Genomic DNA, 25,336 nt, shown 5'->3' on the forward strand with positions numbered 1-25,336 from the left:
TCTCAGCGAACGCCCTTACTCCGCAGGTCACGGAACCAGGACGCGCAGCGCTCCCGGCTCGACCACGCAGGTCAGCGGGACCGGACCGGCCCGTTCCCCATCGGCGTACGCGACGACGTCCCCGGCCCCGTGCAGGGCCTCGATCTCGACCCGCCGGGCGCGCCGGAGGGTCACGGCGGGGTGGGCCGTGTGGCCGCCCAGGTAGACACGGGGAAAGGTGCGCAGGAACTCGCCCTTCGGCATCGCCCCGAGCACGAGCACGTCGAGCAGGCCGTCGTCCGGCCGGGCGTCCGGGCACACCCGCATCCCCGCGCCGTACGACCGGGTGTTGGCCACCGCCACCAGCATCGCCTCGCGCTCGACCGCCTCCCCGTCGAGGGTGATCCGGAACGGGATCGGCGTGAACGAGCGCAGCTCGCGCGCCAGCGCGACCAGATATTTCGCCATGCCGGGCGGCCACGTCATGCCGTTGGCCCGCTCGTTGACGCGGGAGTCGAACCCGCAGGCGAGGACTCCGGCGAACCACTCGCCGGTGCCCAGCCGGGCCGCGTCGATCGTCCGGAGGCCGCCCGCGGTCACGACGTCGGCGGCCGCGAGCGGATCCTTGCGCGGGATGCCGAGGGCGCCGGCGATGTCGTTGCCGGTCCCGGCGGGCACGATCCCGAGCGGCACGGCCGTCCCGGCCAGGGCCTGCACGGCCAGGTGGACCAGTCCGTCGCCGCCGAAGGCGACGAGCGCGGCCGGTGCGGCGGCGACGGCCTCGCGGGCCCGGCTCAGGGCGTCCGCCGCCGAGGTCCCGACGATCACCGAGACCGGGCGGCCACTCGCCCGCAACCGCTGTAACACCGGGTCGAGCAGGCGCAGCGTACGACCGCCGCGGGCGGCGGGGTTCACCAGGACGGTGATCTCATCGGCCACATGGGGAACCTACCGCCGCCCACCAGACGACACCAGAGGGATATTCGGTCAGTCCCTCGCGTCGACCGAGCCCGCCGTGCCCTCGGAGGCGGACGGCCCGTCGAGCTCCTCCTCGATGGCCCGGGCGTGCGCCGCGTCGGCGGCGTCGCGCTTCTTGTCGTGGAAGTACATGAACGCCTCCGCGACGAAGAACAGCGCGACCATCGGCAGTGCCAGCGCCAGCATGGTGATGGGGTCCTGGCTCGGCGTCGCGACGGCCGCGAAGACGAACATCAGGAACACGACCATGCGGGTGTGCTTGGACACGGTCTTGAACCTGAGCACCCCGATGACGTTGAGGAACACCAGCAGCAACGGCATCAGGAAGGAGACGCCGAAGATGATCAGCATCGCGAGCGCGAAGCTGAGGTACTCGCTGATGCTCACCAGCGTCAGCGTGCCCTCGGGCGCGAAGCCGAGCAGCAGCGACAGGCCCTTGTCCATCGTGACGTAGGCCAGGGCCGAGCCCGCCGTGAACAGCGGGACCGACAGCCCGAGGAACGCCATGGTGTAGCGGCGCTCGTTCTGGTAGAGGCCGGGCGTCACGAACGCCCAGAGCTGGTAGATCCAGAACACCGCCGAGACCACCACACCGAAGATCACGGCGACCTTGAGGTTGACGAAGAACGAGTCGAAGACCCCGTTCACCACCAGCGTGCACTTGTCGCCGTTGAGCTGGTGGGCCTGCGGCAGCCGGCAGTAGGGCTGCTTGAGGAAGTTCCAGATGGGCTCGAAGTAGATGAACCCGACGGCGGTTCCGACGACCACCGCCAGAATGGCCTTGATCAGCCGGTTGCGCAGCTCGCGGATGTGCTCCATGAGCGTCATCCGCCCGTCGTCCGCCGTGGCGGGAGTCGAGCGTTTCAACAGGGCCATCTAGCTCGTCCTGAAATCGGTGGGGATGCGGCGCCTAGTTGGAGCGCTGCTCGTTCTGCGAGCTCACGGGCTGCTGGCTCTCACGCAGCTTCCGGTTCTCCTCCTCCAGGAGGCGCAGCCGCTCCTCGACGGACGGGGTGGCGGGCGGGATCTGCGCCGCCGGCGGGGCGACCGGCTCGGCCTGCGCCTTGACCGTCTGCCGCGCCTCGTCCTCGTCGCTCATCTTGCTGGTTTCCTTCTTGAACATGCGCAGCGACTGCCCCAGGGCCTTCGCGGTGTCCGGGAGCTTCTTGGCGCCGAAGAGAAGGATCAGAACCAGGAGGATCAGGATCCATTCCATGGGTCCGAGGTTGGGCATGTCGTGTCCTTACCGCGAGGGCCGTGTACTACCTCCCGATCGTACGCGCCCCACGCGCCAAAGTTCACCTGTCCTCGGGCCTCAAAATCACATCAATCGTGGGCAAAGTCCACTATTCCGGCACCCCAAGCCGTCCCTTTGCCCGGCGGACCTCGGCGTGCAGGTCCCGCGCCGCGGCGAGCACCCGGACGGCCGGCCACACGAGGACGGCGAGCCCGGCCACGGTCACCGCCGCCAGGGCGAAGAGCACGGTCATGTCACCCGCCCGGTCACACGGTCTCGTAGTTGGCCAGCGCCTGCTTGGCGGTGGCCGTGACCCGCTCGGCGAGGGACGCCGGCGACAGCACCCGGCCGCTGTCGCCCAGCCGGAGCGCGAGCCGCACCAGCCAGGACTGGTCGCGGGCCCTCAGGGAGACGCGCAGGCGGCCCTCCCCGAGCTCGGCGACCTCCTCGCAGGGGTAGTACTCCGCCACCCAGCGGCCCGCCGGGGTCAGCTCCAGCTCCACCAGCTCGTCGCTGTCCGACGGCCGGAACACACCCTTGGCGACGTCCATCGGCTCGGCCTCGGCCGGCGGATCGGCCGGCACGTCGAGGACCTCGACCTCGATGATCCGGTCGAGGCGGAACATGCGCATCGCCTCGGCGCGGTAGCACCAGCCCTCCAGGTAGTGCCGCCCGTCGACGAGCACGACCCGCAGCGGGTCGACCTCCCTGGGGGTGATCTCGTCGCGCCCCGGCACGTAGTAGCGCAGCGACAGCCTGCGGCCCCGGCGCGCGGCGTCGGTGATCACGGCGTGGGCGTCCGGGGCCGCGCCGATCTCCACCTGGACCTGGCTGCTCACCGTGGCCGCGCCCTCGCCCGCCGCCTGCTCCAGCTTGGCGATGACCCGGCCGAGCACGTCGCGGCCCTGGAACTCGGGCAGCTCGTCGAGCATGCGCAGCGCGACGAGCAGCGCGCTCGCCTCGTCAAGGCCGAGCTTGAGGGGCCGGGCGATCGCCTCGGCGTTGTCGATGAGGATCTCGCCGCCGTCCCACGAGACGTCGATCAGGTCGCCGGGCGTGTGCCCGGGCAGGCCGCACATCCAGACGAGCTGGAGGTCGTCGATGAGCTGCTTTTCCGACAGGCCGAACAGCCGCGCGACCTCGGGCACCTGCGCGCCCGGGTGCGACATGAGGTACGGCACGAGCGCGAGCAGCCGCGGCAGCCGGTCCGAGCTCACTGCAACGCTCCCTTCAGACGGCGGATCACGGCATCGCGCGCGTCCGGCGGGTCCAGCACGACGGCGTCCGGGCCGAGGCTGGCCAGCCACCCGGCGAGCCGTTCCGCGTCGGCGAAGGTCACCTCGGCCTCGTCCCACTCCTCCGGCCCGGGACGCACCGCCTGGGCGGCGTGCCGCAGGCCGAGGCAGGTGCCCTTGCGCACGCGCACCAGGGCGACCCGCTCGTTCGGCAGCTCCTGGTAGCCCACCATGGCCCGCAGGTCCAGCCCCTCGGGCACGGTGAACGCCCCCGGCCGCCCGAGCGTGGACACGGCCCCGGCGATCCGGCTGAGCCGGAAGACCCGGGCGGCGCCGCGGTCGCGGTCGTGCCCGACCAGATACCACCGGCCACGCTGACTGACGACCCCCCACGGCTCGACCGTGCGCCGCAGCACCGACTCGCTGCCGGCCGACCGGTAGTCGAAGGCGACCGCGCGCCGGTCGCGCACGGCCTCCCACAGCGCGGGGAACGCGGGGTCGCGGGTGTCGACCCGCAGCTCCAGCGGGCTCTCCGCGAGGTCGGCGTACACGCCGCCCGCGGTCAGCTTCAGCAGCGCCCCGCTGGCCGCCTCGGCGAGGCTCGCCCGCTGCCACACCTGCGCGGCCAGGCCGATGACGGCGGCCTCGTCGGGCTCCAGCGTGATCTCGGGCAGCTCGTAGGCCTCGCGCACGATCCGGTAGCCGGGGTCGTCCTCCCAGGGGTCCTTGTGGACCTCGATGGGGATGCCGATCTCGCGCAGCTCGTTCTTGTCGCGCTCGAACATGCGCTGGAAGGCCTCGTCGTTGTCCGGGTCGTAACCGGGGACGGCCTGCCGGATCTGCTCCGCGCTCAGCGGCCGCCGCGTCGCGAGCAGGCAGATAACCAGATTGAGCAGCCGCTCGGTCTTCCGCCGCGACATCGGGCCTCCCTTCCGATGGAGAACGCTACCCTTTTCGGCGTGATCAGATGGCGCAAGGGCGAAGTGGTGCGGGTCCGGCGCGAGTGGCCGGGTGCGGTGGAACTCGACGTCGCCGTCGCCGAGGGCGAGTGCCGGGCGCTCGCCTATCCCCCGCTGGTGGGACGCCCTGAAGTGGGCGACACCGTGCTGCTCAACACGACCGCCCTCGCCATGGGTCTCGGTACGGGAGGGTACGCCATGGTGGTGGCCGTCCCGGACCGTTTGCCGCAAGATCCTTCCGGTCCCGGCCACCTGGTGAAGGCACGCTACACGCCGTTGCAGGCCACCGTGCTCGGCGCGGACGAGCAGGGCTCCCCGCATCACGAGGCGCTGCGGGAGGCCGACTCGATCGACGGGATGCCCGTGGTGGTCGCCGACCTGCACTCCGCCCTGCCCGCGATCCTCTGCGGCCTCTACGCGGACGCCCCCGGGATCAGGGTGGCGTACGTGATGCAGGACGGCGGGGCGCTGCCGGCCTGGTTCTCGATGTCGTGCGCGACCCTGCGCGAGCGCGACTGGCTGTGCGGGGTGGTGACGACCGGCCAGTCCTTCGGCGGCGACGTCGAGGTGGTCACCCTCCACACCGGCCTGCTGGCCGCGCGCCACGTGCTCGGGGCCGACGTCGCCGTCGTGGCCCAGGGGCCGGGCAACCTCGGCACCGGCACCCGCTGGGGATTTTCCGGCGTCGCCGCGGGCGAGGCGGTCAACGCCGCCGCCGTGCTGGCCGGGCGGCCCGTGGCCGCGCTGCGGGTCAGCGAGGGCGACCGCCGCGAGCGGCACGTCGGGGTGTCGCACCACTCCCTCACGGCGTACGGCCGGGTCGCACTGGCCCCGGCCCAGGTGGTCGTGCCGGATCTGCCCGGCGAGTTCGGGGCGGCGGTGCGCGAGCAGGCCGCGGCCCTGGCCACGCGCCACGAGATCGTGACCGTGCCGGTGGACGGCCTGCACGAGGCGCTCAAGGCGTCCCCGGTGCGGCTGTCCACGATGGGCCGCGGCCTGGAGGAGGACCTGGCCTACTTCGTGACCTCCGCCGCCGCGGGGAGGCACGCGGCGTCGCTGCTGTCGTAGAAGTCCTTGAACGTGAACGCCTCCGGACCCGGCCCCTGGGCCCGGAGCAGCTCCAGGCGCGCGATGGCCTCGTCGAGCGGCGGCCGGTGACCCTCGGGCACCCACCACATCACCGTGTAAGGCTCGGCCATCCGGAGGAACCACTGCCGGCGGCGCCGCATCACCTCCAGGTGGGCACTGCGATAGACGAAGTTCCACAACGTCTCGCGCGACTCCCAGACCGAGACGTTCACGACCAGCATCGGTCCGTAGTCGTGCTGGATCAGGTCGGTGGGCTCGTCGCCCTCCTTCATGCGCCAGACGAAGCCGGGCGCGTCGTCCGACACCTCGTATATCGGCGCCAGGGCGGCGAGGAAGCTCGCCAGTGCGGGTGAGTCGAGGGGTTCCCTGAGATGGGCGACGTTGAGCTGGGCGAGATGCATGCCGCGATTCTATGTCAATCTACGTTGTTTTTAGAAGGCCCGAAGACCACACAGCACTCCTCCGGTCGCGGGTCGAGCGTCGCGACCACCCCGGTCTCTCCCAGACCGGCCAGCATCCCCTCGCAGAGCGCGAGGTTCATCGAGCACACGAGCAGCGGATGCGTGTCGGCCAGCACGTGGAAGGGGCAGTTGCGCAATCGCACCCGCCCGTCCTCCTCGTACGGCTCGTAGCCGCGCGCACGCAGCACCTCGACGAGGTCGCCGCCCGCCTCGCCGGCGGCCAGCCGCTCCCCGGTCCGGCGGGCGGCCTCTTCGGCCTTCTCCTCGCCGCCCAGCAGGTCGACGGTCTCCGCAAGCACGAGCGCGAGCGTGCGGTAGTCGCGGGGCGGCAGGCTCACGGTCCGCTCCTCGCGCACCCGCCGGTAGACCTTCGCCGGGCGGCCGCCGCCGGGGCCGGCCCTGCCGCTGAGCCGCCGGAAACTCGCCTCGAGCAACCCCGCGTCGACCAGTCTGTCCAGATGATGGGCCGCCAGCGTGCGCTGGACGCCGGTGGCCTCGGCCGCCTCGTTGCGGCCCACGTCGCGCCCCTGCTCGGCCACGAACCGGTACAGCGCCCGCCGTACGGGATCGCCGAGCACGCTCATCGACTCCAGGTCGTCGCTCGTCACAGCCGGGAGTCTAGGTCGTGTCGCCGCCGGGGCCGTTGACGCGGCCGTGCGCCGCTGCTTTTATTAGGAAACCTTCCTAACTAGACCCCCTCACGAGGGCTCACCCCCGCCCGCGCCCCCTTCCCGCCACGTCGCACGGCCGCGGGCGGAGAACGGAGCGACGCACGTGAAAGACCCGCTGATCAGGCGCACTCCCCGGCGCGCGGCTCTGCTGCTCGCGGCCGCCGCGGCCGTGCTCCCCGCCAATGCGGCGGCGGCCGCGACCGGCGGCGGCCCGGCCGCCGCCCGGGAGAACGTGAAGGTGGCGGTCAAGGCGGCGCCGGTCGACCTCACCGACCCGAAGAAGAAGGAGATCGCGATGGAGCTCGTCTCCAGCGCGGAGAACTCCACCCTCGACTGGAAGGCCCAGTACAAGTACATCGAGGACATCGACGACGGGCGCGGCTACACCGCCGGCATCATCGGCTTCTGCTCGGGCACCGGCGACATGCTCGACCTGGTCGAGCTCTACACCGCGCGCAAGCCCGGCAACGTGCTGGCGAAGTATCTGCCCGCGCTGCGGAAGGTGAACGGCACCGGCTCGCACCGGGGGCTGGACCCACACTTCCCCGGGGACTGGCGCGCCGCCGCCGCCGACCCCGTGTTCGAGCAGGCGCAGAACGACGAGCGCGACCGGGTGTACTTCGATCCCGCCGTGGCCCGGGCCAAGGCCGACGGCCTGCGCGCTCTCGGGCAGTTCGTCTACTACGACGCCATGGTGATGCACGGCCCCGGCTCCGACCCGGTCAGCTTCGGCGGCATCCGCAAGACGGCCATGAAGAAGGCCAGGACCCCGGCGCAGGGCGGCGACGAGGTCGCCTACCTCAACGCGTTCCTCGACGCCCGCACGGCCGCGATGAAGACCGAGGAGGCGCACAGCGACACCAGCCGGGTCGACACCGCCCAGCGGGTGTTCCTCACGAACGGCAACCTCGATCTCGACCCGCCGCTGCGCTGGAAGGTCTACGGGGACGGCTACCGGATCCTGAGCTGACCCCCGTACGCCGAGGGCCCCTCCCACCGACCAGGTGAGAGGGGCCCTTGCCGTACGGGTGACCGTCAGGCCGCGCCGAGGACGTCCACGACGAAGACGAGCGTGTCGGTGCCCTTGATGCCGCCCTGCGCGTTGCCCTCCTTGCCGTAGCCGAGGTCCGGCGGGATCGTCAGCAGGACGCGGCTGCCGACCGGGACGCCGGTCAGGCCCTGTGCCCAGCCCTTGACGACCTGGTTGAGGGCGAACGTCGCGGGCTGGCCCCGCTCCCAGCTGGAGTCGAACTGCTTGTCGGTGCCCCAGATCTTGCCGACGTAGTGGGCGAGGACCGTCTGATCGGCCTTCACCTCCGGGCCGCCGCCCTTGATGACGGTCTTGACCACCAGCTTCTTGGGCGCCTTCTCGCTGGTCTTGGTGGTCAGCGCCGGGGCCTTGTCGCCACCGGTGTTCTCCAGCTTCACCCCGTCGACGCCGGGGTCGACGGCGGCGCCCTGGACCGACTTCAGCGCGGCCGACACCACGTCGATGACGAGCACCTGGGACGTGGTGTCGAAGTCCTGGCCCTGCTGCTTGGCCTGGTCGACCTGCTCCGGGCTCAGGTTGTCCTTGGCGACGACGGCCATGACCCGGCCGCCCGGCTTGGCGCCGACCAGCGCCTCGTGCAGCGCCTTGGGCAGCTGCGGGCTGACCGAGACGAACTCCGACTTGCCCTGGTCGTAGTCGGACCCGGCCGCCTTGTTCTCCTTGCCGTCCCAGTTGTACACGGTGACGTTGGCGGTGAGGACGTCGCCGTCCTTCGCCGGGGTGCCCTGGCCCTCGATGACCTTGATGGAAGCGGACGTGAGCGAGGGCTTGCCCGCCGGGAAGGTCAGGGTGGGCTTCTTGCCGGCCTCTCCCGTCACCTTGATGGCCGAGGCGGCGGCCTGGCCACTGGAGGCGGGGCTCGCACTGGACGTGCTCTTCTGCGCGGTGCCGCACGCGGCGGCGAGCAGCAGGGGCAGGACGGCGACGAGTGCCGTACGACGGCGCATATGGGAATCCTCAAACAGACAGCGGGTCCGGGCCAGGCTACCCGAACCCGCCGTCAGAGCGGTGTAAGAGATCACATGCCGGCGATGAGCTTCTCGACTCGCTCGTCCACGCTGCGGAACGGATCCTTGCACAGCACCGTCCGCTGGGCCTGGTCGTTGAGCTTCAGGTGAACCCAGTCGACGGTGAAGTCGCGCCGCTTCTCCTGGGCCTTGCGGATGAACTCTCCGCGCAGCTTGGCGCGTGTGGTCTGCGGCGGAACCGACTTGGCCTCGAAGATGCGGACGTCGTCGGCCACCCTCTCGACGGCCCCGCGCTTCTGCAGGAGATAGAACAGCCCGCGCTTGCGGTGGACGTCGTGGTAGGCCAGATCGAGCTGCGCGACGCGCGGCGACGACAGCGGAAGGTCGTACTTCTGCCTGTAACGTTCAATCATCTGGTATTTGGTGACCCAGTCGATCTCCCGCGAGACGAGGTCGAGGTCGCCCGTGTCGACCGCCCGGAGCGTGCGCTCCCACAGCTCCAGCACCCGCTTGGCGATGGCGTCCCCGCCGCGCCTGTCGACGAAGTCCTGCGCCTTGGTCAGGTACTCCTGCTGGATCTCCAGCGACGAGGCCTCGCGGCCGTTGGCCAGGCGCACCCTGCGCCTGCCCGTCATGTCGTGGGACACCTCCCGGATGGCCCTGATGGGGTTCTCCAGGGACAGGTCGCGCATCACCACGCCGGCCTCGATCATGCGCAGCACCAGGTCGGTGGCGCCGACCTTGAGCAGCATCGTGGTCTCGCTCATGTTCGAGTCGCCCACGATGACGTGCAGCCGGCGGAACCGCTCGGCGTCCGCGTGCGGCTCGTCACGGGTGTTGATGATCGGCCGGGACCGGGTGGTCGCCGAGGAGACGCCCTCCCAGATGTGCTCGGCCCGCTGGGAGACGCAGTAGACGGCTCCGCGCGGCGTCTGCAGCACCTTGCCCGCACCGCAGATGATCTGCCGCGTCACCAGATAAGGGATCAGTACGTCGGCCAGCCGCCCGAACTCCCCGTGCCGGCCCACGAGGTAGTTCTCGTGGCAGCCGTAGGAGTTGCCGGCCGAGTCGGTGTTGTTCTTGAACAGGTAGATGTCGCCCGCGATGCCTTCCTCGCGGAGCCGCTTCTCGGCGTCCACGAGGAGGCCCTCCAGGATCCGCTCCCCCGCCTTGTCGTGCGTGACCAGCTCCACGACGTTGTCGCATTCAGGGGTGGCGTACTCGGGATGGCTGCCCACGTCCAGGTAGAGACGTGCGCCGTTGCGCAGGAATACGTTGCTCGATCGGCCCCAGGACACCACTCGCCGGAACAGGTACCGCGCCACCTCGTCCGGTGACAGCCTCCGCTGCCCGCGAAACGTGCAGGTGACGCCGTACTCGTTCTCCAGCCCGAATATGCGTCGATCCATCACCTCACACTATTCCCATAAACCGGCGGCCGAACAGTGATCAGGCGGTGGAATGCCGAGAAGAAGGGCTCAGGCGGCGTAGATCTCCGTCACCTTGACGATCTGCCCGCCCTTGACCGTGATGAGGGCCCGCAGGTCGCCCTTGTCGGCCCGCAGGACCAGCTTGTCCCGGGAACAGCGCTCGGTGCCGAGGTAGGCGCCGTCGATGGTCTGGTCCTTGCCGTCGCAGCCGACCGCGCTGAGGAAGACGACGTTGCCGGCGATCGGCGCGGCGAAGGCCGTCACGTCGCCCTCCGGCGGCCCCTCGAAGTGGCCGGTCGTGCTGCCGCCGTACTCCTTCACGAACTTGACGGGGCGGTACTCCGCCACGTTCTCGTCGTGCATGGCCACGAGCTGACCGCGTACGACACCGTCGCTGCTGGGGCTGAGCCCCTTGGTGAAGTCGTGCTTGGGGTCCGACTGGATGGTCCCGCCGAAGGGAGCCGGCGTCTTGTCCGTGATGGGCGGCCCGGCCTTGACCGGCTTCCGCGTCGGCGCGGCCGTGGCCGAGTCGGTGGGCGTGTCGGTGGGTGTGTCGGCCGCCGGGGTCTCGGAGGCCGCCGGGTCGGCGGACGGCTCCGCGGGCGACGCCGGGGCCGTCACCGTCACGGTGGCGGTCACGGTGGGCGAGGCCGAGGTGCCGGAGGCCGAGGAGCACGCGGTCAGCGACAGGAGAGTGACGGCGACGGCCGGAACGGCCCCGCGCCGAAAGAGATCAAAAGTCGTCATAACGGCACGAGACTAGCGAAGTCAAGAGTCGGCCGAGCCGAAACGCCCGAGCCCAAGCGCTCAAGCCGGAGTTGCCGGAGCCTCCTCAGCACGCCGGAGGCCGATCCGGAGTGCCCGGATCCGACCTGTCCGACCCGGGGTGCCCGGGCCGGTCCCACCACGCGGCGGCGCCGCGCCCCCTGACGAGGGCGCGGCGCCGCGGCCGTACGGACGGGATGGGAGGTGGGGACTACTCGCCGGAGCCCGTGTCGATGTCGCCCTCGGGGGCGATCGGCGGGGCGGTGCCGGGAGCCTGCTCGCCCTGCGCCCGCTCCCCCTGTGCCTGCTCGCCGTTGCCCTGCTCCGTCTGGGCCTCGGCGGCGGGCTTCGCGCTCTCCTGGCTCTCCTTGGCGGCCTCCAGCAGCTTCTCCAGGCGGGGCCCGGTCAGGCGCAGGAACTTGCGATGCTCCCTGCTCCGGTCGAGGACGGCGACCTCGATCTGGGTCGCCGGAGGACGCTCGCCGCCCGGCTCGGTCAGGGCGGACAGCGCGGCGTCGAGGGCCTGCGGCAGCGGCAGTCCCTCCCTGTAACGCTCCTTCAGGCGTCCGCCGACGGCCTCGGCCTGGCCGCCGATCACGGCCATGCCCTGCTCGTCGAAGACGGAGCCGTCGAAGGTGATCCGGTAGATCTGGTCGTCCTCGGGCGCCTCGCCGACCTCCGCGACGACGATCTCCACCTCGAACGACTTGATCGACTCGGTGAAGATCATGCCGAGGTGCTGGGCGTACAGGTTCGCCAGGCCGCGGCCGGTGACGTCGGTGCGGTTGAACGTGTAGCCGTTGATGTCCGCGTAGCGGATGCCCGCCAGGCGCAGCGACTCGAACTCGTTGTAGCGTCCCACCGCGGCGAAGCCGATGCGGTCGTAGATCTCACTGATCTTGTGCAGCGCCTTGGACGGGTTGGGCGCCACGAACAGGATGCCGTCGGCGTACTGCATCACGACCACGCTGCGACCGCGAGCGATGCCCTTGCGGGCATACTCCGCCCTGTCCCGCATGATCTGCTCGGGCGAGGCATATCCTCCGAAGGGGATGGACACCGGGGGTGATCCTCTCTTGGGTTAGCGCAGCGGCGCGATCGGGCCTTCGGGGGCGGTCATCCGCCTCTCCAGCATGGACTCCACGAACTCGGCGACCTCGTCGTCCGGGAGGCGGCGGTAGCCGTCCGCGGTGATGACCGCCACGATCGGCCAGATCTTCCGCATCACGTCGGGGCCGCCGGTCGCCGAGTCGTCGTCGGCGGCGTCATACAGGGCGTGCAGACAGGCCAGGACGATGTCCTGCGGGCTGGCGTTCTCCCGGTAGAGCTTCTTGAGCGACCCCCGGGCGAAGATCGAACCCGAGCCGATCGAGTGGAACTCCCTCTGCTCGTACGGCCCGCCGCCCACGTCGTAGCTGAAGATCCGCCCGCCCTCGTGGGCCGGGTCGTAGGCCGCGAAGAGGGGCACGACCACGAGGCCCTGCATGGCCATGGGCAGGTTTCCGCGGATCATGGTGGCCAGGCGGTGCGCCTTGCCCTCGGTCGACAGCGAGCGGCCTTCGGTCTTCTCGTAGTGCTCCAGCTCGACGCGGTAGAGCCGGGCCAGCTCCAGGCCGGTGCTGGCGGTGCCCGCGATGCCCATGCAGGAGTAGTCGTCGGTGCGGAACACCTTCTCGATGTCCCGCTGCGAGATGATGTTCCCGGAGGTCGCACGCCTGTCGCCCGCCATCACCACGCCGCCGGCGCAGGTCGCCGCGACGATGGTGGTCGCGTGCGGGATCTCGTCGCCCACCGGCGCCGCCAGCGACTCGTTGCGGGCGGGCAGCAGGCTCGGCGCGTGCACGCCTAGGAACTCCGAGAACGACGACGATCCCGTATGTGTGAAGAGGCTGTTCATCCAGGCTGGCTGAGATGCCACGCGACTCCCTCCAAGCGTGCGTTGTTACGCCCGACCATACTCAGGTCTCAGCACTGGTTGCACTCTTCCCGATCAGCTCAGCGCGAACCAGACATCCCACAAGAGGCCGGGCGCACGTCCCTTACTCGTTCACCAAACCGTTTCTTTACGTGTTGGTAATCGCGTGCGAGGGTCGATTTGTCCGTACGTCAGGACTTACGGGGAGGTCGATCATGAGACCTGCACTCGCGGTGGCGGCGGCGGCCCTGCTGACCCTGGGCGCATGCGGCACCGGCTCCGGCGATGGCGGCGGCTCCGCGGGCGAGGGCGTCACCCTGACCATCACCTCCAACTCGATCTCCGGCGGCAAGAACGCCGAGACCGCCGACTGGACGGCCGAGTGGGTCATCCCCCGGTTCGAGGCCGCGCAGAAGGCCAAGGGCCGCGACGTCCGCGTGGTGTTCCAGCCGAGCGGCGTGGACGACGAGCAGTACAAGACGAAGGTCGCCCTCGACCTCAAGTCGCGGGCGGGCGCCGACGTCATCGACCTCGACGGCATCTGGGTGGGCGAGTTCGCCCAGGCCGGGTACATCAAGCCGCTCGCCGAGGCCGCCGGTCCCGAGGCGGACTCCTGGGAGGGCTGGAGCCGCATCCCGCAGGCCGTGCAGGGCCTCGGCACGTTCGAGGGCAAGAGGTACGGCCTGCCGCAGGGCACCGACGGGCGGGTGCTGTTCTACAACAAGGCCCTGTTCCGGAAGGCCGGCCTGCCCGACCCCTGGCAGCCGCGGAGCTGGCAGGAGATCCTCGACGCCGGCGCGGCGCTCAAGAAGGCCGGCGTCCCCGTCCCGATCCAGATCGACGCCGGCACCGCCATGGGCGAGGCGACGACCATGCAGGGCGCGCTGCCGCTGCTGGCGGGCGCGGGGGCGGAGATCCACGCCGGCGGCAAGTGGACCGGCGCCTCCCAGGCGCTCAAGGACATGCTCGGCTTCTATCGGCAGGTCTACTCCGGCGGCCTCGGCGACCCCAGGCTCCAGCAGGAGGCGCGCGGGCGGGACAAGTCGTTCGCCCAGTTCGCCGAGGGCAGGATCGCGATCCTGGCGGAGGGCGACTACTTCTGGCGGTCGGTCATCGAGCCCACGGCCGGGGTCGCCCCGATGAAGGACCGCGACTCGGTCGTCGGATACGCCCTGATCCCCGCCCAGCGCCCCGGCGCCGGCATCCGGGGCCAGGACTTCGTCAGCATGTCCGGCGGCGCCGTACGGGTGCTCAACCCGAACTCGAAGAACCCGAAGCTGGCCTGGGAGCTGCTGTCGTTCATGCACTCGGCCGAGGCCACCACGTCGCAGCTCGCCGGGGCCGCGCGGATCACGTCGCGCACCGACGTGAACGACGCGGTGCTGGGGGCCGACCCGATGCTGAAGTTCGTCTCCGACGAGGTGCTGCCCCTCACGGCGTACCGGCCGCCGCTGGCCGTCTACCCGCAGGTGTCGGTCGCCCTGCAGGAGGCCACGGCCGCGGTCGTGTCGGGCACGAGCGTGGACGAGGCGGCCGCCGCCTACCAGCGCAAGGTCGAGTCCCTCGTCGGCGGCCCCGCCAATGTCGCCGGCTGAGGTGCCGCGCAGCGCGGCGATGGTGAGCGGGAAGCACAGCTTGGGGTTCGTGGTGCCGGCGCTGGTGCTGATCGGGGTGTTCCTGGTCTTCCCCGCGCTGTGGACCGTCTATCTGGGCCTCACGGACCATCGGCTCACGGGCCTGGCGGCGGCCGATCCGCAGGTGGTGGGGGCGGCCAACTACGCCGAGGCGCTGGGCGACGAGCGGTTCCGCACGTCGCTGTGGCTCACCGTGCAGTTCGTGCTCGGCTCGGCCGTGCTCGGGCAGGCGGTGCTCGGGTTCGCGATCGCGTGGGTGCTGCGCGACCGGCGCGGGCCGCTGAAGAGCGTCACCGAGGGGCTGGTGCTGCTGGCGTGGATCCTGCCGTCGTCGGTCGTCGCGTTCCTGTGGATCGCGCTGCTCGACCGCGACGGCGGGACACTGAACGCGATCCTGCACACGCCCGGCTTCGCCTGGCTGCTCGACCACCCCATGATGTCGATCATCGTGTTCAACGTCTGGCGCGGCACGGCGTTCTCGATGATGCTGTACGGCGCCGCCTTGGAGAACGTGCCGCCGTCGCAGCTGGAGACCGCCAGGCTCGCGGGGGCCTCGACGCTCCAGCAGCTCAGGGACGTGGTCTTCCCGCACATCAAGGGGCATGTGCTGACGAACCTGCTGCTGATCACGCTGTGGACGTTCAACGACTTCACGGCCTTCCAGCTCACCGCCGGAGGCCCCGAGGGGCGGTCGGAGATCCTCCCCGTCTACATCTACAACGTCGCGATGAGCGGCGGCAGGCTCGGCTTCGGCGCGGCGGTGTCCTTCCTGGTCCTCGTGGTGAACCTGGTCCTGGCGTTCGCCTACCTGCGTCTCCTGCGGTCCCGGGGGGAGGTGCGGCCGTCGTGACGCCGGTGCGCCACGCGCTGGGGACCATCGGGCGGGCCGCGTTCCTGGCCCTGGTGCTGGGCTTCTTCGCGCTGCCGCTGCTGTGGCTCGCCTCGGCGCCGTTCGACGCGCACCCGTCGATCACGACATCGGTGCCGGAGTTCACGCTGGCGAACTTCCGGGCGCTGCTGGACAACCCGTACGCGCTGGGCTCGCTGCGCAACTCGCTGATCCAGGCGTGCGGCAGCGCGGCCCTGGTCGTGACGCTGGCCGCGCTGGCGGCGTACGCGCTGTCGCGGGCGCGGGTGCCCGGCCGCGACGCGCTGCTGTACGTGCTGCTGCTCCTGTCGTCGGTGGTGACCGGGACGGCGGCGATGGTGCCGCTGTTCGAGCTGGCGACCCGGCTGAACCTGATCGACACCCACCTCGGCGTCGTGCTCACGCTGTCGGGCGGCCTGCTGCCCGCCGCGATCTTCATCCTGAAGGACTTCATGGACGCCACGCCCACGTCGTACGAGGAGTCGGCGCGGGTGTTCGGCGCGTCGGCGGGGCAGGTGCTGCGGCACGTCGTGATCCCGCTGGTGCGGCCCGGCCTGGCGACGATCGCGGTGTGGGCGGTCGCCAACGTCTGGGGCAGTTTCCTGCAGCCGTTCATCCTGCTGCGCGACCCGGACAAGGCCCCCGGCGCGGTCATCCTCTACACGCTCTATACCGAGGGCGGCGCGCCGCGCCTCGACGTGATCTCGGCGTTCTCGCTGCTCTACTCGCTGCCGGTGGTGGTGATGTACGTGTTCGTCAGCCGGAGGTACGGCTTCCGCTTCCACGGGGGGATCAAGCGGTGATCGCGTTGCGCGGCCTGACCAAGGAGTTTCCCGGCGGGGTGCGGGCGGTCGACGCGCTCGACCTGGAGATCGGCGACGGCGAGTTCTTCGCGCTGCTCGGCCCGTCGGGCTGCGGCAAGACGACGCTGCTGCGGACGATCGCCGGCCTGGAGACCCCCACCTCGGGGCGGATCGAGATCGGCGGCGTGGACGTGACGGGGTCGCCTCCGGGACGGCGGGACGTCGCGATGGTCTTCCAGGACTACGCGTTGTTCCCGCACATGGACGTGACCGCGAACATCGCCTATCCGCTGCGCATCAGGAAGGTCCCGCGGGCCGAGCGCACGGCGAAGGCCGCCGAGACGGCGTCCCGGCTCAGCCTGTCGGAGCTGCTGGACCGCAGGCCCGCCCAGTTGTCCGGCGGGCAGCAGCAGCGGGTGGCGCTCGCCCGCGCGGTCGCCTGCCGTCCGAAGGCGTTCCTGTTCGACGAGCCGCTGTCGAACCTGGACGCGCGGCTGCGCCTGGAGGCCCGCACGTTCCTCAAACGCCTGCAGCGCGAGCTGGGCGTGACCACGGTCTTCGTCACGCACGACCAGAGCGAGGCGCTCGCGCTGGCCGACCGCATCGCCGTCATGTCGGCCGGGCGGATCACGCAGCTCGGCACGCCGTCCGAGGTGTTCCGGCGGCCGGCCACCACGTTCGTGGCCTCCTTCATCGGGTCCACGCCGATGAACCTGCTGCCCGGCGTCGCGGAGGACGGCGTGCTGCGGGTGGGCGGGGCCGAGTTGCCCCTGCCGGACGGCGTCCCGGACGGCGAGATCCTGTACGGCCTGCGGCCCGAATACGCCGACCTGACCACCCGGGAGCCCAGGGAGAAAGGGGCGTTCCGGGGGAAGGTGGCCGTGGTGGAGAACCTCGGCACGGCCCATCTCGTCACGCTGGAGTGCACCGGCCATCTGCTGCAGGTGGTGGTCCCCGAGGGCGCCGAGCCCCCACCCGGGACGGCCGCCTGGGCGGTGCCCCGCCCCGGCCGGGCGCTGCTCTACCGCGACGACGCCCTGGTGGGTGACGCGTGACGACCAGGGCCGCGATCAACGGGACGTGGACGCTGGACGACCGGCTGGCCGGGCCGGTGGCGGAGGTTCCGGTGGAGGTGCGGCCCGGCACGGCCGCCCTCACGGTGCGCCTGTCCTACGACCGGTCGGCCGGCGTGCTCGACCTCGGCTGCGCCGGGCCCACCGGGTTTCGCGGCTGGTCGGGCGGCGCGCGTTCCGAATACACCATCACCCCCTCCTGGGCCACCCCCGGCTATCTGCCCGGCGTGATCGAGCCGGGCGTGTGGCGGGTGCTCGTCGGGCTGCACCGGGTGCCCCTCGGCGGCCTGCCGTACGAGATCCGGGTGATCAGGCACGTGCGGCCGCCCGCCCGGCCGCGCCGGCGCCGCACCCGCTTCTCCCGCGTGCCCGGGCCCGTCCCGCCCGAGCCCGCCGCCGTACGGCGCCGCCTGCCGTCGCCGCCCGGATATCGCTGGCTCGCCGGGGACCTGCACGCGCACACCGACCACTCGGACGGCACGCTGAGCGTCTACGAGCTGGCCTGCGTGGCGTCGGCGGCCGGGCTGGACTTCCTCGCGGTGACCGACCACAACACCGTCAGCCACCACATGGAGCTGGCGGCGGCCTCGGCGCTGGCCGGTGTCGTGCTCGTGCCGGGGCAGGAGGTGACCACCGATCTCGGGCACGCCGGCGCTCTCGGGGACGTCGGCTGGATCGACTTCCGGCAGCCGCCCGACGAGTGGGCGAAGGCCGTACGCGACCGGGGCGGGGTGCTGTCGGTCAACCACCCGGTGGCGGTCGACTGCGCCTGGCGGCACCCGATGGCCGACCGGCCGCGCGTCGTCGAGCTGTGGCACTGGAGCTGGTGGGACCGCACCTGGGGCGCGCCGCTGGCCTGGGCGCAGGCATGGGCGCGCGATTCGGGCGGAGACCCGGCCGGCGACCTCGTGGTGGTGGGCGGCGGCGACTACCACCGGCCCGAGGAGGGTCACCCGCCCGGCGCGCCGACCACGTGGGTGCTCGCCGAAGGAGACGGTCGCGGCCCGGAGGCGGCCGGAGCGATCGTGCGGGCCGTGGCGGAGGGCCGGACGGCGGTGTCGGCCTCCCCCGGCGCGCCGCTGCTGCTGCGGCTGGAGGACGAGTTCCTCGCCGTGGACGCCGACGGGCTCGTGCTGTGGGGGCCGCAGAGCCGGCGGGTGGTGCGGGGGGACCTCGTCCTCCTGCCCGCCGGTCCCGGCGTGCACCGGCTGGAGACGCCCGCCAACGAGGTGGTCGCGCTGTGTAGCTGACACCGTGCACGTGACGGGGGTTGCGCCCCGCCGCCGATGGGGAGGTGCAGGTCAGGTCGCCGAGCGGAGGAGGGTGAGGACGTGGAGACGGTGAAGGTGGGGATCGCCGGTCTGGGCGTCGCCGCGCAGGTCGTCTACCTGCCCCTGCTGGCACGGCGGCGCGACCTGTTCCGGGTCGCGGCCGTGTGCGACCTCGACCGCGCTCATGCCGAGACGATCGGCCGGGAGGCGGGCGTCCCGGCGTACGACGATCCGCTGACGATGCTCGACAAGGGCGGGTTCGACGCGCTGATCGTGCTCACGCCGGGGTCCCACGGGCTGCTGGTGCGGGCCGCCCTCGAACGCGGCCTGTGGGTGCTGTGCGAGAAGCCCCTCGCCTACAGCCGGGCCGAGCTGAGCGGCTTTTCCGGCGCGCGGCTGATGGCCGGCTACATGAAGCAGTACGACCCCGCCTCCCAGCGGCTGCTCGATGCCCTCCACGAGGCCGGCGGGCCGCAGGTCGTCCGCCACCTGGACGCGATCGTGCTGCATCCGTCGGAGGAGTCGCAGCTGCTGTTCGCCCGGGTGCGGCCCGGTCATCCCGCGCCCGAGCGGGTGGCCCCCTACGCGGAGGCCGACGAGCGGGCGCTGACCGCCGCGCTCGGCACCTCGTCGGCGCGGCTGCGGCGGCTGTACGCGGAGGTGCTGCTCAGCAGCGTGTGCCACGAGCTGTCGCTCATGCGGCTGTTCACCGGCTCGCCCGACACGGTGGACCACGTGGCCGTGTGGCCGGTGGAGGCGTTCCCGCCGTCCCTGGAGGTGAGCGGGACTCTCGGAGGCGAGTGCTCCGGCAGGTACGGCATCCGGTGGCACTACCTGCCGAGCTACCCCGCCTACCACGAGATCATGACGCTGCACCACGAGCACGGGTCGATGGAGCTGCGCTTCCCTTCCCCTTACTTGCTGAACACGCCCACCCGCCTGACCATCACCTGCCGGGTCGGCACCACCGAGCGGACGGTCGTCAACGAGGACGTCGCCGAGGCGTTCGAACGCCAGCTGCGCGCCTTCTACCGCTTCGTCACCCTGGAGGAACCGCCGCTCACCGGACTCGACGGGGCTGTGGAAGATATCGTCACGGCGCAGCGGATCGTGCACCGGTACGCGCGGTGGGCGGGCATCCCCATCGGCGGGGAGTGCGCCCAGGAGGTCACCGGCGCCCCGCGGGAGGCGACCGCCGGGGCCGAAAGCAGCGACGCCGAGGAGGGCCGGAGTGGAGCCAGCGGTCACGCCAAGGAGAGCCTCAGCAGATAGCGACAGGATCGTGGTGGTCCCGCACACCCACTGGGACCGGGAGTGGTATCTGCCCTTCCAGCGGTTCCGGGTCGGGCTGGTGCGGGTGCTCGACGAGGTCCTCGACGCCATGGCCGCCGACCCCGCCTACCGCTTCACGATGGACGGCCAGCTCGCGGCGGTCGAGGACTACCTGGAGATCCGGCCCGACCGGCGCGGCGACGTGGCCCGCTTCGTCGCCGGGGGACGGCTCGCCGTGGGGCCCTGGCTGATCCTCGCCGACGAGTTCCTGTGCGCCGGCGAGACGCTGCTGCGCAACCTGGAGTACGGCATGCGGGGCGCCGCCGCGCTCGGCGGCCCCATGCCCGTCGGCTATCTGCCCGACCAGTTCGGCCACTGCGCCCAGATGCCGCAGATACTGGCGCTGGCGGGACTGCGCCGGGCGTGCCTGTGGCGCGGCGTGCCCGCGCACGTGGACCGCGACGCGTTCGACTGGACCGGCGCCGACGGCACCACGATCAGGACCACGTATCTGCCCGGCGGATACGGCAACGCCTTCGGCCTGTTCACCGGCCCGGCCGAGGGGATGCCCGACCGCGTGGCGGCCTTCGTCTCCACCGCGGAGGGCTGGGCGTCCGGCGGCACCCTGCTCGCGATGTACGGCGCGGACCACTCGGCGCCGGCCCGCGACATCACCGCGTCCGGGCTCCGCGTCGCCACCCTCGCCGAGGCCCTGACGACCGGCGAAGCGACCGACGAGGAGGCGCCGCGGGTCGTGGGCGAGCTGCGCTCGCACGCGCGGGCCAACATCCTGCCCGGCGTGATCTCGGCCCGGGTGCCGATCAAGCAGGCCATGGCGCGGGCCGAGCGGGTGCTCACCCGCTATGCGGAACCGCTGTCGGCGCTGTGGCGTCCCGGCGACTCCGCCTGCGCACGCCTCATCGACATGGCCTGGCGGTCGGTCATCGCCTGCAGCGGGCACGACTCCGTCACGGGCTGCGGCTCGGACGAGACCGCCCAGCAGGTGGCCGCGCGGATCGCCGAGGCCGGGCAGACCGCCCAGGCGGTCGTGGACCTGGTCGCCGCGTCCCTCGCCGAGGCCGCGCCCAAGGGCGCGCTCGTGGTCGTCAACCCGTCCCCGTTCGAACGGACCGGCCTGGTGCTCGCCGACCTGCCGGAGGAGCGTGCGTCCCTGGTGGACGCCTCGAACCGGCCCGTCCCCGCGCAGCGGCTCGAACACGCCGCCACGCTGCTCGACGAGACCGTCATGGACGACCTCTCCCGGCTCCTCGGGCGCGTCCACGAGCGGGAGCTGTACGGCCACGAGATCGTCTCCTGGCACGCCGGGGACGGCGTGTTCACCGTCACCGTGAGCCGGCACGCCTCCGGCGCGTACGCCTACGAGGACCTGCGCAGGGCCGTCATGGCGGCCGGCCCCGGGCCGTGGGTCGTCCGCACGGTGGCCGAGCCCGTGGTCACCGTGGCCGCGCTGGTCACCGTGCCGCCGCTCGGCCGTGCCGTCCTCACCGCCCGTCCGCCCGCGCCCCGGCCACCCGCCCCCGTCGCGCATGCCCTGCGGACCGACGCGTACGGGTTCGAGCCGGTGCTGGACAACGGGCTGCTACGGGTGCGCGTGGCCGGCGACGGGACGCTCTCACTGTGCGGCGCGGACGGCACGGAGGTCCACGGCGTCGGGCGCATCGTCCACGGCGGGGACGCCGGGGACACCTACAACCACGCGCCCCCGCCGGACGACCGGCTTTCCGACCGGCCCTCCCGCGTCGTCGTCGAGGAGATCTGCTCGGGCCCGCTGACCGGCGCGTACGAGATCACCCGCGTGTACGACTGGCCGGTCGGCCTCGGCAGCGACGGCGAGGGCGAGGGCGAGGGCGACGAGACCGTGCGGACGGCCGTCACGACCCGGGTGGAGCTCAGGGCGGGCGAGCCGTTCGCGCGGTGCGAGATCACCATGGACGTCCGCTGCCGCGACCACCGCGTCCGCTGGCACGCGCCGCTGCCCCGCGCGGCGGACGGTTCGTACGCCGAGGGACAGTTCGCCGTGGTGCGGCGCGGCCTGACGGCCGAGGGCGGGGGCGGCGAGCGGCCGATACCGACCTTCCCCGCCGAGTCGTTCGCCGCCGCAGGCGGCCTGGCCGTGCTCCTCGACCACGTCACCGAGTATGAGATCGTCAGGGACGAGATCGGCGGGGACGAGATCGGCGGGGACGAGATCGGCGGGGACGGGCGAGAGCTGGCGCTGACGCTCGTGCGGTCCGTCGGCTACCTGTCCAGGAACCGCAATCCCTACCGCGACGAGCCGGCCGGGCCTGAGGTGCCCACTCCGGCCGCTCAGTGCCAGGGGCCGCTGACCGTGCGCTTCGCCGTCCTGCCGTACGCGGGCGAGTGGCACGAGGCCGGGCTGCCGAGGCTCGCCGAGGAGTTCCGCCACGACCTGCTCGCCGTGCCGGGCACCCGCCCCGCCGGACCGGGAGACGCGGACGGGAACGGTCCGGGTGGAGGCGGTCGCGTCGCGATCAGCGGGGACGGCGTCGTGATGGCCGCTCTGCGCGAGCGGGGCGGACGGCTGGAGGTCCGCCTGGTGGCCGAGGATCCCACGGCCACCGAGGCGGTCGTCCGGGGAGATTTCACCGCGGCCTGGACGGCCGACGTGCTGGGCTCTCCCCTGAGCCCTCTGGAGGTGTCCCGCGAGGAGGTGGCTCCCGGCGAGGTGGTTCCGGACGGCGTGGTTCCGGACGGGGTGGTTTCCGGCGGCATGGTTCTGGACGGAGTGGTTCTGGACGGAGTAGTCGCTGACGGGACGGTTCCGGGCGGGGTGGTTCCGGGCGGAGTGCTGCCCGCTGAGTTGTTAGCCGACGATGGGACGGACGGACCGGGACCCGCAGGATCCCCGGGGTCTTCGGGATCCCCGGAATCTTCGTGGCCCTCTGAGTCCTCCGAGCCCGGGGGGTCGTGGCGAACGGTGCGTGTCCCGCTGAGGCCCTTCGAGATCGCGACCGTTCATCTCAGTCGTCTGCGCGAGCCTGACGCCCGGCCCGCGTGGAGACCCTAGACAGGGGCCCTAGACAGAGACTCTCGCACGGGGCCCTATACACAGCCCCCACACAGAGCCCCACACGGAGCATCCAGCCAGACAGAGCATCCGGGCAGGGCCCACACACAGGGCCCGCGCAGAGCCCCCACGGCCCGCGCGTCATCGTCTGCGCGCCGTGGGTCCGCACGCCTCGCCCATGCCTGATCGGCTGCCGCCTGGTCGCCGAGGGCGCGTCCGACGGGAGTCTCCGGGTCCGACGGCGGCCCTGCCGGGAGACGGTCTCCCGGCGCGGCCGCCACCGGCCCGGACGCTGCCCGACGGGTTACTGCCCGCCCTTCTGCACGTAGGAACGGACGAACTCCTCCGCGTTCTCCTCGAGCACCTCGTCGATCTCGTCCAGGATCGCGTCGACGTCGTCGGTGAGCTTCTCCTGGCGCTCCTGGACGTCCGGGGACGCCTGCGCCTCGACCTCTTCGACCTCGTGCTCCTGCCGTCCGGTCTGCTTCTGGCCGCCGGTCTCCTTGGTCGCCATCCCTGACACCTCCGCTGCTCGGGGGGACGCCTCTCCCCATATCTTCCCCGAACCGACCGACAATGCGCGCGAAAGAGCGTGCGATCTTCGGCCCGGCCACTCTGGCCAGACAACCTGCTGAGCGCCGGGAAGGCAAACGCGCGGGGACCCGGCCCTGCGGCGGACGCACAGGGCATCGGGCACCGCCTTTGATAGACCGGATCGTTATCGACCTCACACTCTTCGTGGCCGCCTTTCGGCGTAGCGCTACCGTGTCCGGGACGACAATTGATGGATCACGGCACGACCTAGCGCACGGGTGGTCGATGGCATCGCACGCACGGCAACTGCTGGCGGATCGGTACAAGCTGCTGACGCCCTTCCGGCGCGACGGTGGCGGGATCATGTGGCAGGCGCATGATCTCCGCCTCAAGCGCGATGTCGCGATCAAGGAAGTGCAGCCGCCATACCGGGTGGACGTGGCCGATCTGCAGGCCGCCCGCCGGCAGGCGCTGCGGGAGGCCCGTTCGGCGGCCCGGCTCAGCCATCCGGCCGTCATCACCGTGCACGACCTGCTGGAAGACAAGGGCCGGCTCTGGATCGTGACGGAGCTCCTGCAGGGCGTCACCCTGAGCGACACCGTCCGCCACGTCGGCAGGCTGCCGGTCCACTGGGCCGCCTGGGTGGGCTTCCAGCTCCTGTCGGGCGTACGGCACGCGCATTCGATGGGCGTCGTCCACGGGGACATCCGGCCTGCCAACGTCGTTCTGACCGAGGACCGGGTGGTGCTGACCGACTTCGGCATCGCCGCGTTCGACCGGGACCCCAGCGGGTCGACGACCGTGCCCGTGGGACGGTCCGGGGCCTATCTGGCCCCCGAGCGGCTGCGTGGGAAGGGCCTGGCCCCCGCCGCCGACCTGTGGTCGTTCGGCGCCACGTTGTACTGCGGGGTGGAGGGGCGGCCGCCGTATCAGGCCGCGCAGCCGCTCCCGGCCGCGGCGCTGCTGGGCCGCCAACTGGAGCCGCCGCACCGGGCGGGCCCCCTGCGACCGCTGATCGAAGGGTTGCTGCGGTACGACCCGGAAGAACGGCTCACCGTCGACCAGGCGATGCGCGTGCTGGTGGACGTGTTGCGGCGGCAGGGCATCCCGGCGGCGGCGCCCGGCCGGACGGCCGGCGAGCTGCCGAGCCTCGGCACGGCCGCCGCCGTGCCGTACGCGGCGTCCGGCGCGGCGCCCAGACCGGGCGGGGCGCACCAGCGCGGCCGTTCCTCCGGCCACGCGTGGCCGCCGGCACCCCGTGAACTGACAGCGTCCAGGGAACTCCCAGTGCCCCGAGAACTTCCTGTGCACCGGGAGTTCGCCGCGTCCCGGGAGTTCCCCGTGCCTCGGGAATTCCCGGTGCCGCGGGAGCTGATGGTGCCGGGCGAGCTCACGACCGGGCGGTTCCACGACGCGGAGGCAGGTCGCCGGGACCTTTCCCACTGGCCCCTTCCCACGACCGGGCCCGGCCGGCCCTGGCCTCCGCGCCTCCCGTAGCCCCCCCGACAGCCCCCGACAGCCCCTGTAGCCCCCGGCCGGCCCTGCCCCCATAGCTCATGGTGGCTTGGTAGCGGACGGCGAGTTTGTCGTATCTGGTTGCGATGGCTCGGTGGCGTTTGAGCCGGTTGATGCCGCATTTTACAGCGTGACGGGCGCGGTAGTCGCGGGCGTCGAACGTGTACGGGCGGCCGCCGCGGCTGCCGCGCCGTAGGCGCGCGGCGATGCGATCGGCTGGTTCGGGGATGGTGCATCTGATCCCGCGACTGCGTAGGTGGGCGCGGATCGCCCGGGATGAGTAGGCCTTGTCCGCGCGCACCACTTCGGGACGGGCGCGGGGCCGGCCTGGCCCGAGCCGGGGGACGTAGATGCCGGCCATGATGGCCTGGAACTGTGGGGCATCGCCCCGCTGCCCGGCGGTCAGCACCAGCGACAGCAACCGTTGGCCCTGTTCACAGGCCAGGTGCAGCTTGGTCGACAGGCCACCGCGGGGCACTTCCCGCCGGCGCACCGCGACCGCCGTGGCGAACGGCTCGGCCGGCGGGTGGCCCGGCGCGGCCGCCGACGACGAGCCGCCATTCTGACCTGTCGTGGTCG

General features: G+C 71.9%; 25 protein-coding genes. 10 read left to right on the forward strand and 15 right to left on the reverse strand.

Annotated elements, in window-relative coordinates; translation table 11 throughout:
• Positions 1–27: 27 nt before the first annotated feature.
• The 6 genes from FLX08_RS11490 to FLX08_RS11510 form a co-directional block, all read right to left on the reverse strand.
• Complete coding sequence (locus tag FLX08_RS11490) at positions 28–918, reverse strand: diacylglycerol/lipid kinase family protein (RefSeq protein WP_142618720.1); 891 nt, start codon at positions 916–918, stop codon at positions 28–30.
• 48 nt (positions 919–966) lie between these two features.
• On the reverse strand, positions 967–1,833 hold the full coding sequence (tatC, locus tag FLX08_RS11495) for a twin-arginine translocase subunit TatC (protein ID WP_142618722.1): 867 nt from the start codon (positions 1,831–1,833) through the stop codon (positions 967–969).
• 34 nt (positions 1,834–1,867) lie between these two features.
• Complete coding sequence (tatA, locus tag FLX08_RS11500; protein WP_142618724.1) at positions 1,868–2,191, reverse strand: Sec-independent protein translocase subunit TatA; 324 nt, start codon at positions 2,189–2,191, stop codon at positions 1,868–1,870.
• Positions 2,192–2,303: 112 nt separating this feature from the next.
• Positions 2,304–2,447 carry a hypothetical protein gene (locus FLX08_RS40510; RefSeq protein ID WP_167530365.1) on the reverse strand — a complete coding sequence of 48 codons (144 nt, stop codon included), beginning with the start codon at positions 2,445–2,447 and terminating at the stop codon, positions 2,304–2,306.
• 13 nt (positions 2,448–2,460) lie between these two features.
• The gene (locus tag FLX08_RS11505; protein WP_244312557.1) at positions 2,461–3,411 is read right to left on the reverse strand and encodes a helix-turn-helix transcriptional regulator; all 951 of its coding nucleotides are present in this window, start codon (positions 3,409–3,411) and stop codon (positions 2,461–2,463) included.
• Complete coding sequence (locus FLX08_RS11510; RefSeq protein WP_142618726.1) at positions 3,408–4,349, reverse strand: helix-turn-helix transcriptional regulator; 942 nt, start codon at positions 4,347–4,349, stop codon at positions 3,408–3,410. Before FLX08_RS11510 ends, FLX08_RS11505 begins: the two co-directional genes overlap by 4 nt.
• 39 nt (positions 4,350–4,388) lie before the next feature.
• On the opposite strand from FLX08_RS11510, the gene FLX08_RS11515 reads away from it, so the two are divergent.
• A complete protein-coding gene (locus FLX08_RS11515; protein WP_142618728.1) occupies positions 4,389–5,456 on the forward strand; it encodes a DUF3866 family protein in 1,068 nt (355 codons plus the stop codon).
• On the opposite strand, the gene FLX08_RS11520 is transcribed toward FLX08_RS11515, so the two are convergent.
• Positions 5,402–5,878, reverse strand: coding sequence for a DUF3291 domain-containing protein (locus tag FLX08_RS11520; protein ID WP_142618730.1), 477 nt, complete (start codon positions 5,876–5,878; stop codon positions 5,402–5,404). The two genes, FLX08_RS11515 and FLX08_RS11520, sit on opposite strands and share 55 nt — an antisense overlap.
• Positions 5,879–5,892: 14 nt before the next feature.
• Positions 5,893–6,546, reverse strand: a complete 654-nt coding sequence (locus tag FLX08_RS11525; RefSeq protein WP_244312558.1) for a helix-turn-helix transcriptional regulator — start codon at positions 6,544–6,546, stop codon at positions 5,893–5,895.
• Between the two features lie 166 nt (positions 6,547–6,712).
• On the opposite strand from FLX08_RS11525, the gene FLX08_RS11530 reads away from it, so the two are divergent.
• Positions 6,713–7,579: a chitosanase gene (locus FLX08_RS11530; protein ID WP_280117092.1), complete on the forward strand. Its 867-nt coding sequence runs from the start codon at positions 6,713–6,715 to the stop codon at positions 7,577–7,579.
• 65 nt (positions 7,580–7,644) lie between these two features.
• Here the strand turns inward: FLX08_RS11530 and FLX08_RS11535 are convergent, their stop codons facing one another.
• From FLX08_RS11535 to prcB, 5 genes are all read right to left on the reverse strand, one after another.
• Entirely contained in the window at positions 7,645–8,607 is a 963-nt protein-coding gene (locus tag FLX08_RS11535) for an FKBP-type peptidyl-prolyl cis-trans isomerase (protein WP_167530366.1), read from the reverse strand.
• A gap of 71 nt (positions 8,608–8,678) precedes the next feature.
• Complete coding sequence (gene pafA, locus FLX08_RS11540; RefSeq protein ID WP_030507137.1) at positions 8,679–10,037, reverse strand: Pup--protein ligase; 1,359 nt, start codon at positions 10,035–10,037, stop codon at positions 8,679–8,681.
• A gap of 69 nt (positions 10,038–10,106) precedes the next feature.
• A complete protein-coding gene (locus FLX08_RS11545; protein ID WP_142618734.1) occupies positions 10,107–10,805 on the reverse strand; it encodes a hypothetical protein in 699 nt (232 codons plus the stop codon).
• 229 nt (positions 10,806–11,034) lie between these two features.
• The gene (gene prcA, locus FLX08_RS11550; protein WP_142618736.1) at positions 11,035–11,883 is read right to left on the reverse strand and encodes a proteasome subunit alpha; all 849 of its coding nucleotides are present in this window, start codon (positions 11,881–11,883) and stop codon (positions 11,035–11,037) included.
• A gap of 21 nt (positions 11,884–11,904) precedes the next feature.
• Positions 11,905–12,720, reverse strand: a complete 816-nt coding sequence (prcB, locus tag FLX08_RS11555) for a proteasome subunit beta (protein WP_142618919.1) — start codon at positions 12,718–12,720, stop codon at positions 11,905–11,907.
• A 233-nt stretch (positions 12,721–12,953) separates the two neighbouring features.
• On the opposite strand from prcB, the gene FLX08_RS11560 reads away from it, so the two are divergent.
• The 7 genes from FLX08_RS11560 (at position 12,954) to FLX08_RS11590 (ending at position 22,708) form a co-directional block, all read left to right on the forward strand.
• Complete coding sequence (locus FLX08_RS11560; RefSeq protein ID WP_142618738.1) at positions 12,954–14,333, forward strand: extracellular solute-binding protein; 1,380 nt, start codon at positions 12,954–12,956, stop codon at positions 14,331–14,333.
• Positions 14,320–15,222, forward strand: a complete 903-nt coding sequence (locus FLX08_RS11565) for a carbohydrate ABC transporter permease (RefSeq protein WP_142618740.1) — start codon at positions 14,320–14,322, stop codon at positions 15,220–15,222. Before FLX08_RS11560 ends, FLX08_RS11565 begins: the two co-directional genes overlap by 14 nt.
• Positions 15,219–16,043, forward strand: coding sequence for a carbohydrate ABC transporter permease (locus tag FLX08_RS11570; RefSeq protein WP_142618742.1), 825 nt, complete (start codon positions 15,219–15,221; stop codon positions 16,041–16,043). The genes FLX08_RS11565 and FLX08_RS11570 overlap by 4 nt, the downstream gene beginning before the upstream one ends.
• Entirely contained in the window at positions 16,040–17,098 is a 1,059-nt protein-coding gene (locus tag FLX08_RS11575; RefSeq protein ID WP_142618744.1) for an ABC transporter ATP-binding protein, read from the forward strand. The genes FLX08_RS11570 and FLX08_RS11575 overlap by 4 nt, the downstream gene beginning before the upstream one ends.
• Positions 17,095–18,366 (forward strand): CehA/McbA family metallohydrolase, encoded by a 1,272-nt coding sequence (locus FLX08_RS11580; RefSeq protein ID WP_142618746.1) that lies wholly within the window; start codon positions 17,095–17,097, stop codon positions 18,364–18,366. Before FLX08_RS11575 ends, FLX08_RS11580 begins: the two co-directional genes overlap by 4 nt.
• Before the next feature lie 81 nt (positions 18,367–18,447).
• Entirely contained in the window at positions 18,448–19,659 is a 1,212-nt protein-coding gene (locus FLX08_RS11585; RefSeq protein ID WP_244312559.1) for a Gfo/Idh/MocA family protein, read from the forward strand.
• A gap of 10 nt (positions 19,660–19,669) precedes the next feature.
• On the forward strand, positions 19,670–22,708 hold the full coding sequence (locus tag FLX08_RS11590; protein ID WP_244312560.1) for a glycoside hydrolase family 38 N-terminal domain-containing protein: 3,039 nt from the start codon (positions 19,670–19,672) through the stop codon (positions 22,706–22,708).
• Between the two features lie 304 nt (positions 22,709–23,012).
• On the opposite strand, the gene FLX08_RS11595 is transcribed toward FLX08_RS11590, so the two are convergent.
• A complete protein-coding gene (locus FLX08_RS11595; RefSeq protein WP_142618748.1) occupies positions 23,013–23,222 on the reverse strand; it encodes a ubiquitin-like protein Pup in 210 nt (69 codons plus the stop codon).
• Positions 23,223–23,527: 305 nt separating this feature from the next.
• Here FLX08_RS11595 and FLX08_RS11600 point away from each other — a divergent pair, with 305 nt between their 5' ends.
• Entirely contained in the window at positions 23,528–24,739 is a 1,212-nt protein-coding gene (locus FLX08_RS11600; protein WP_167530367.1) for a serine/threonine-protein kinase, read from the forward strand.
• Here the strand turns inward: FLX08_RS11600 and FLX08_RS43365 are convergent.
• Positions 24,633–25,250: a transposase gene (locus tag FLX08_RS43365; RefSeq protein WP_208761399.1), complete on the reverse strand. Its 618-nt coding sequence runs from the start codon at positions 25,248–25,250 to the stop codon at positions 24,633–24,635. The two genes, FLX08_RS11600 and FLX08_RS43365, sit on opposite strands and share 107 nt — an antisense overlap.
• Positions 25,251–25,336 lie beyond the last annotated feature (86 nt).

Origin of the sequence: Microbispora hainanensis (assembly GCF_006874475.1) — a bacterium.
Lineage (GTDB): Bacteria > Actinomycetota > Actinomycetes > Streptosporangiales > Streptosporangiaceae > Microbispora > Microbispora hainanensis.

What these genes read in the sequence shown, in the direction of transcription:
- tatC (WP_142618722.1), bottom strand. Translation starts at nt 1,833, where the DNA reads ATGGCCCTGTTGAAACGCTCGACTCCCGCCACGGCGGACGACGGGCGG.
- tatA (WP_142618724.1), bottom strand. Translation starts at nt 2,191, where the DNA reads ATGCCCAACCTCGGACCCATGGAATGGATCCTGATCCTCCTGGTTCTG.
- FLX08_RS40510 (WP_167530365.1), bottom strand. Translation starts at nt 2,447, where the DNA reads ATGACCGTGCTCTTCGCCCTGGCGGCGGTGACCGTGGCCGGGCTCGCC.
- FLX08_RS11510 (WP_142618726.1), bottom strand. Translation starts at nt 4,349, where the DNA reads ATGTCGCGGCGGAAGACCGAGCGGCTGCTCAATCTGGTTATCTGCCTG.
- FLX08_RS11520 (WP_142618730.1), bottom strand. Translation starts at nt 5,878, where the DNA reads ATGCATCTCGCCCAGCTCAACGTCGCCCATCTCAGGGAACCCCTCGAC.
- FLX08_RS11535 (WP_167530366.1), bottom strand. Translation starts at nt 8,607, where the DNA reads ATGCGCCGTCGTACGGCACTCGTCGCCGTCCTGCCCCTGCTGCTCGCC.
- pafA (WP_030507137.1), bottom strand. Translation starts at nt 10,037, where the DNA reads ATGGATCGACGCATATTCGGGCTGGAGAACGAGTACGGCGTCACCTGC.
- FLX08_RS11545 (WP_142618734.1), bottom strand. Translation starts at nt 10,805, where the DNA reads ATGACGACTTTTGATCTCTTTCGGCGCGGGGCCGTTCCGGCCGTCGCC.
- prcB (WP_142618919.1), bottom strand. Translation starts at nt 12,720, where the DNA reads ATGAACAGCCTCTTCACACATACGGGATCGTCGTCGTTCTCGGAGTTC.
- FLX08_RS11560 (WP_142618738.1), top strand. Translation starts at nt 12,954, where the DNA reads ATGAGACCTGCACTCGCGGTGGCGGCGGCGGCCCTGCTGACCCTGGGC.
- FLX08_RS11565 (WP_142618740.1), top strand. Translation starts at nt 14,320, where the DNA reads ATGTCGCCGGCTGAGGTGCCGCGCAGCGCGGCGATGGTGAGCGGGAAG.
- FLX08_RS11595 (WP_142618748.1), bottom strand. Translation starts at nt 23,222, where the DNA reads ATGGCGACCAAGGAGACCGGCGGCCAGAAGCAGACCGGACGGCAGGAG.
- FLX08_RS11600 (WP_167530367.1), top strand. Translation starts at nt 23,528, where the DNA reads ATGGCATCGCACGCACGGCAACTGCTGGCGGATCGGTACAAGCTGCTG.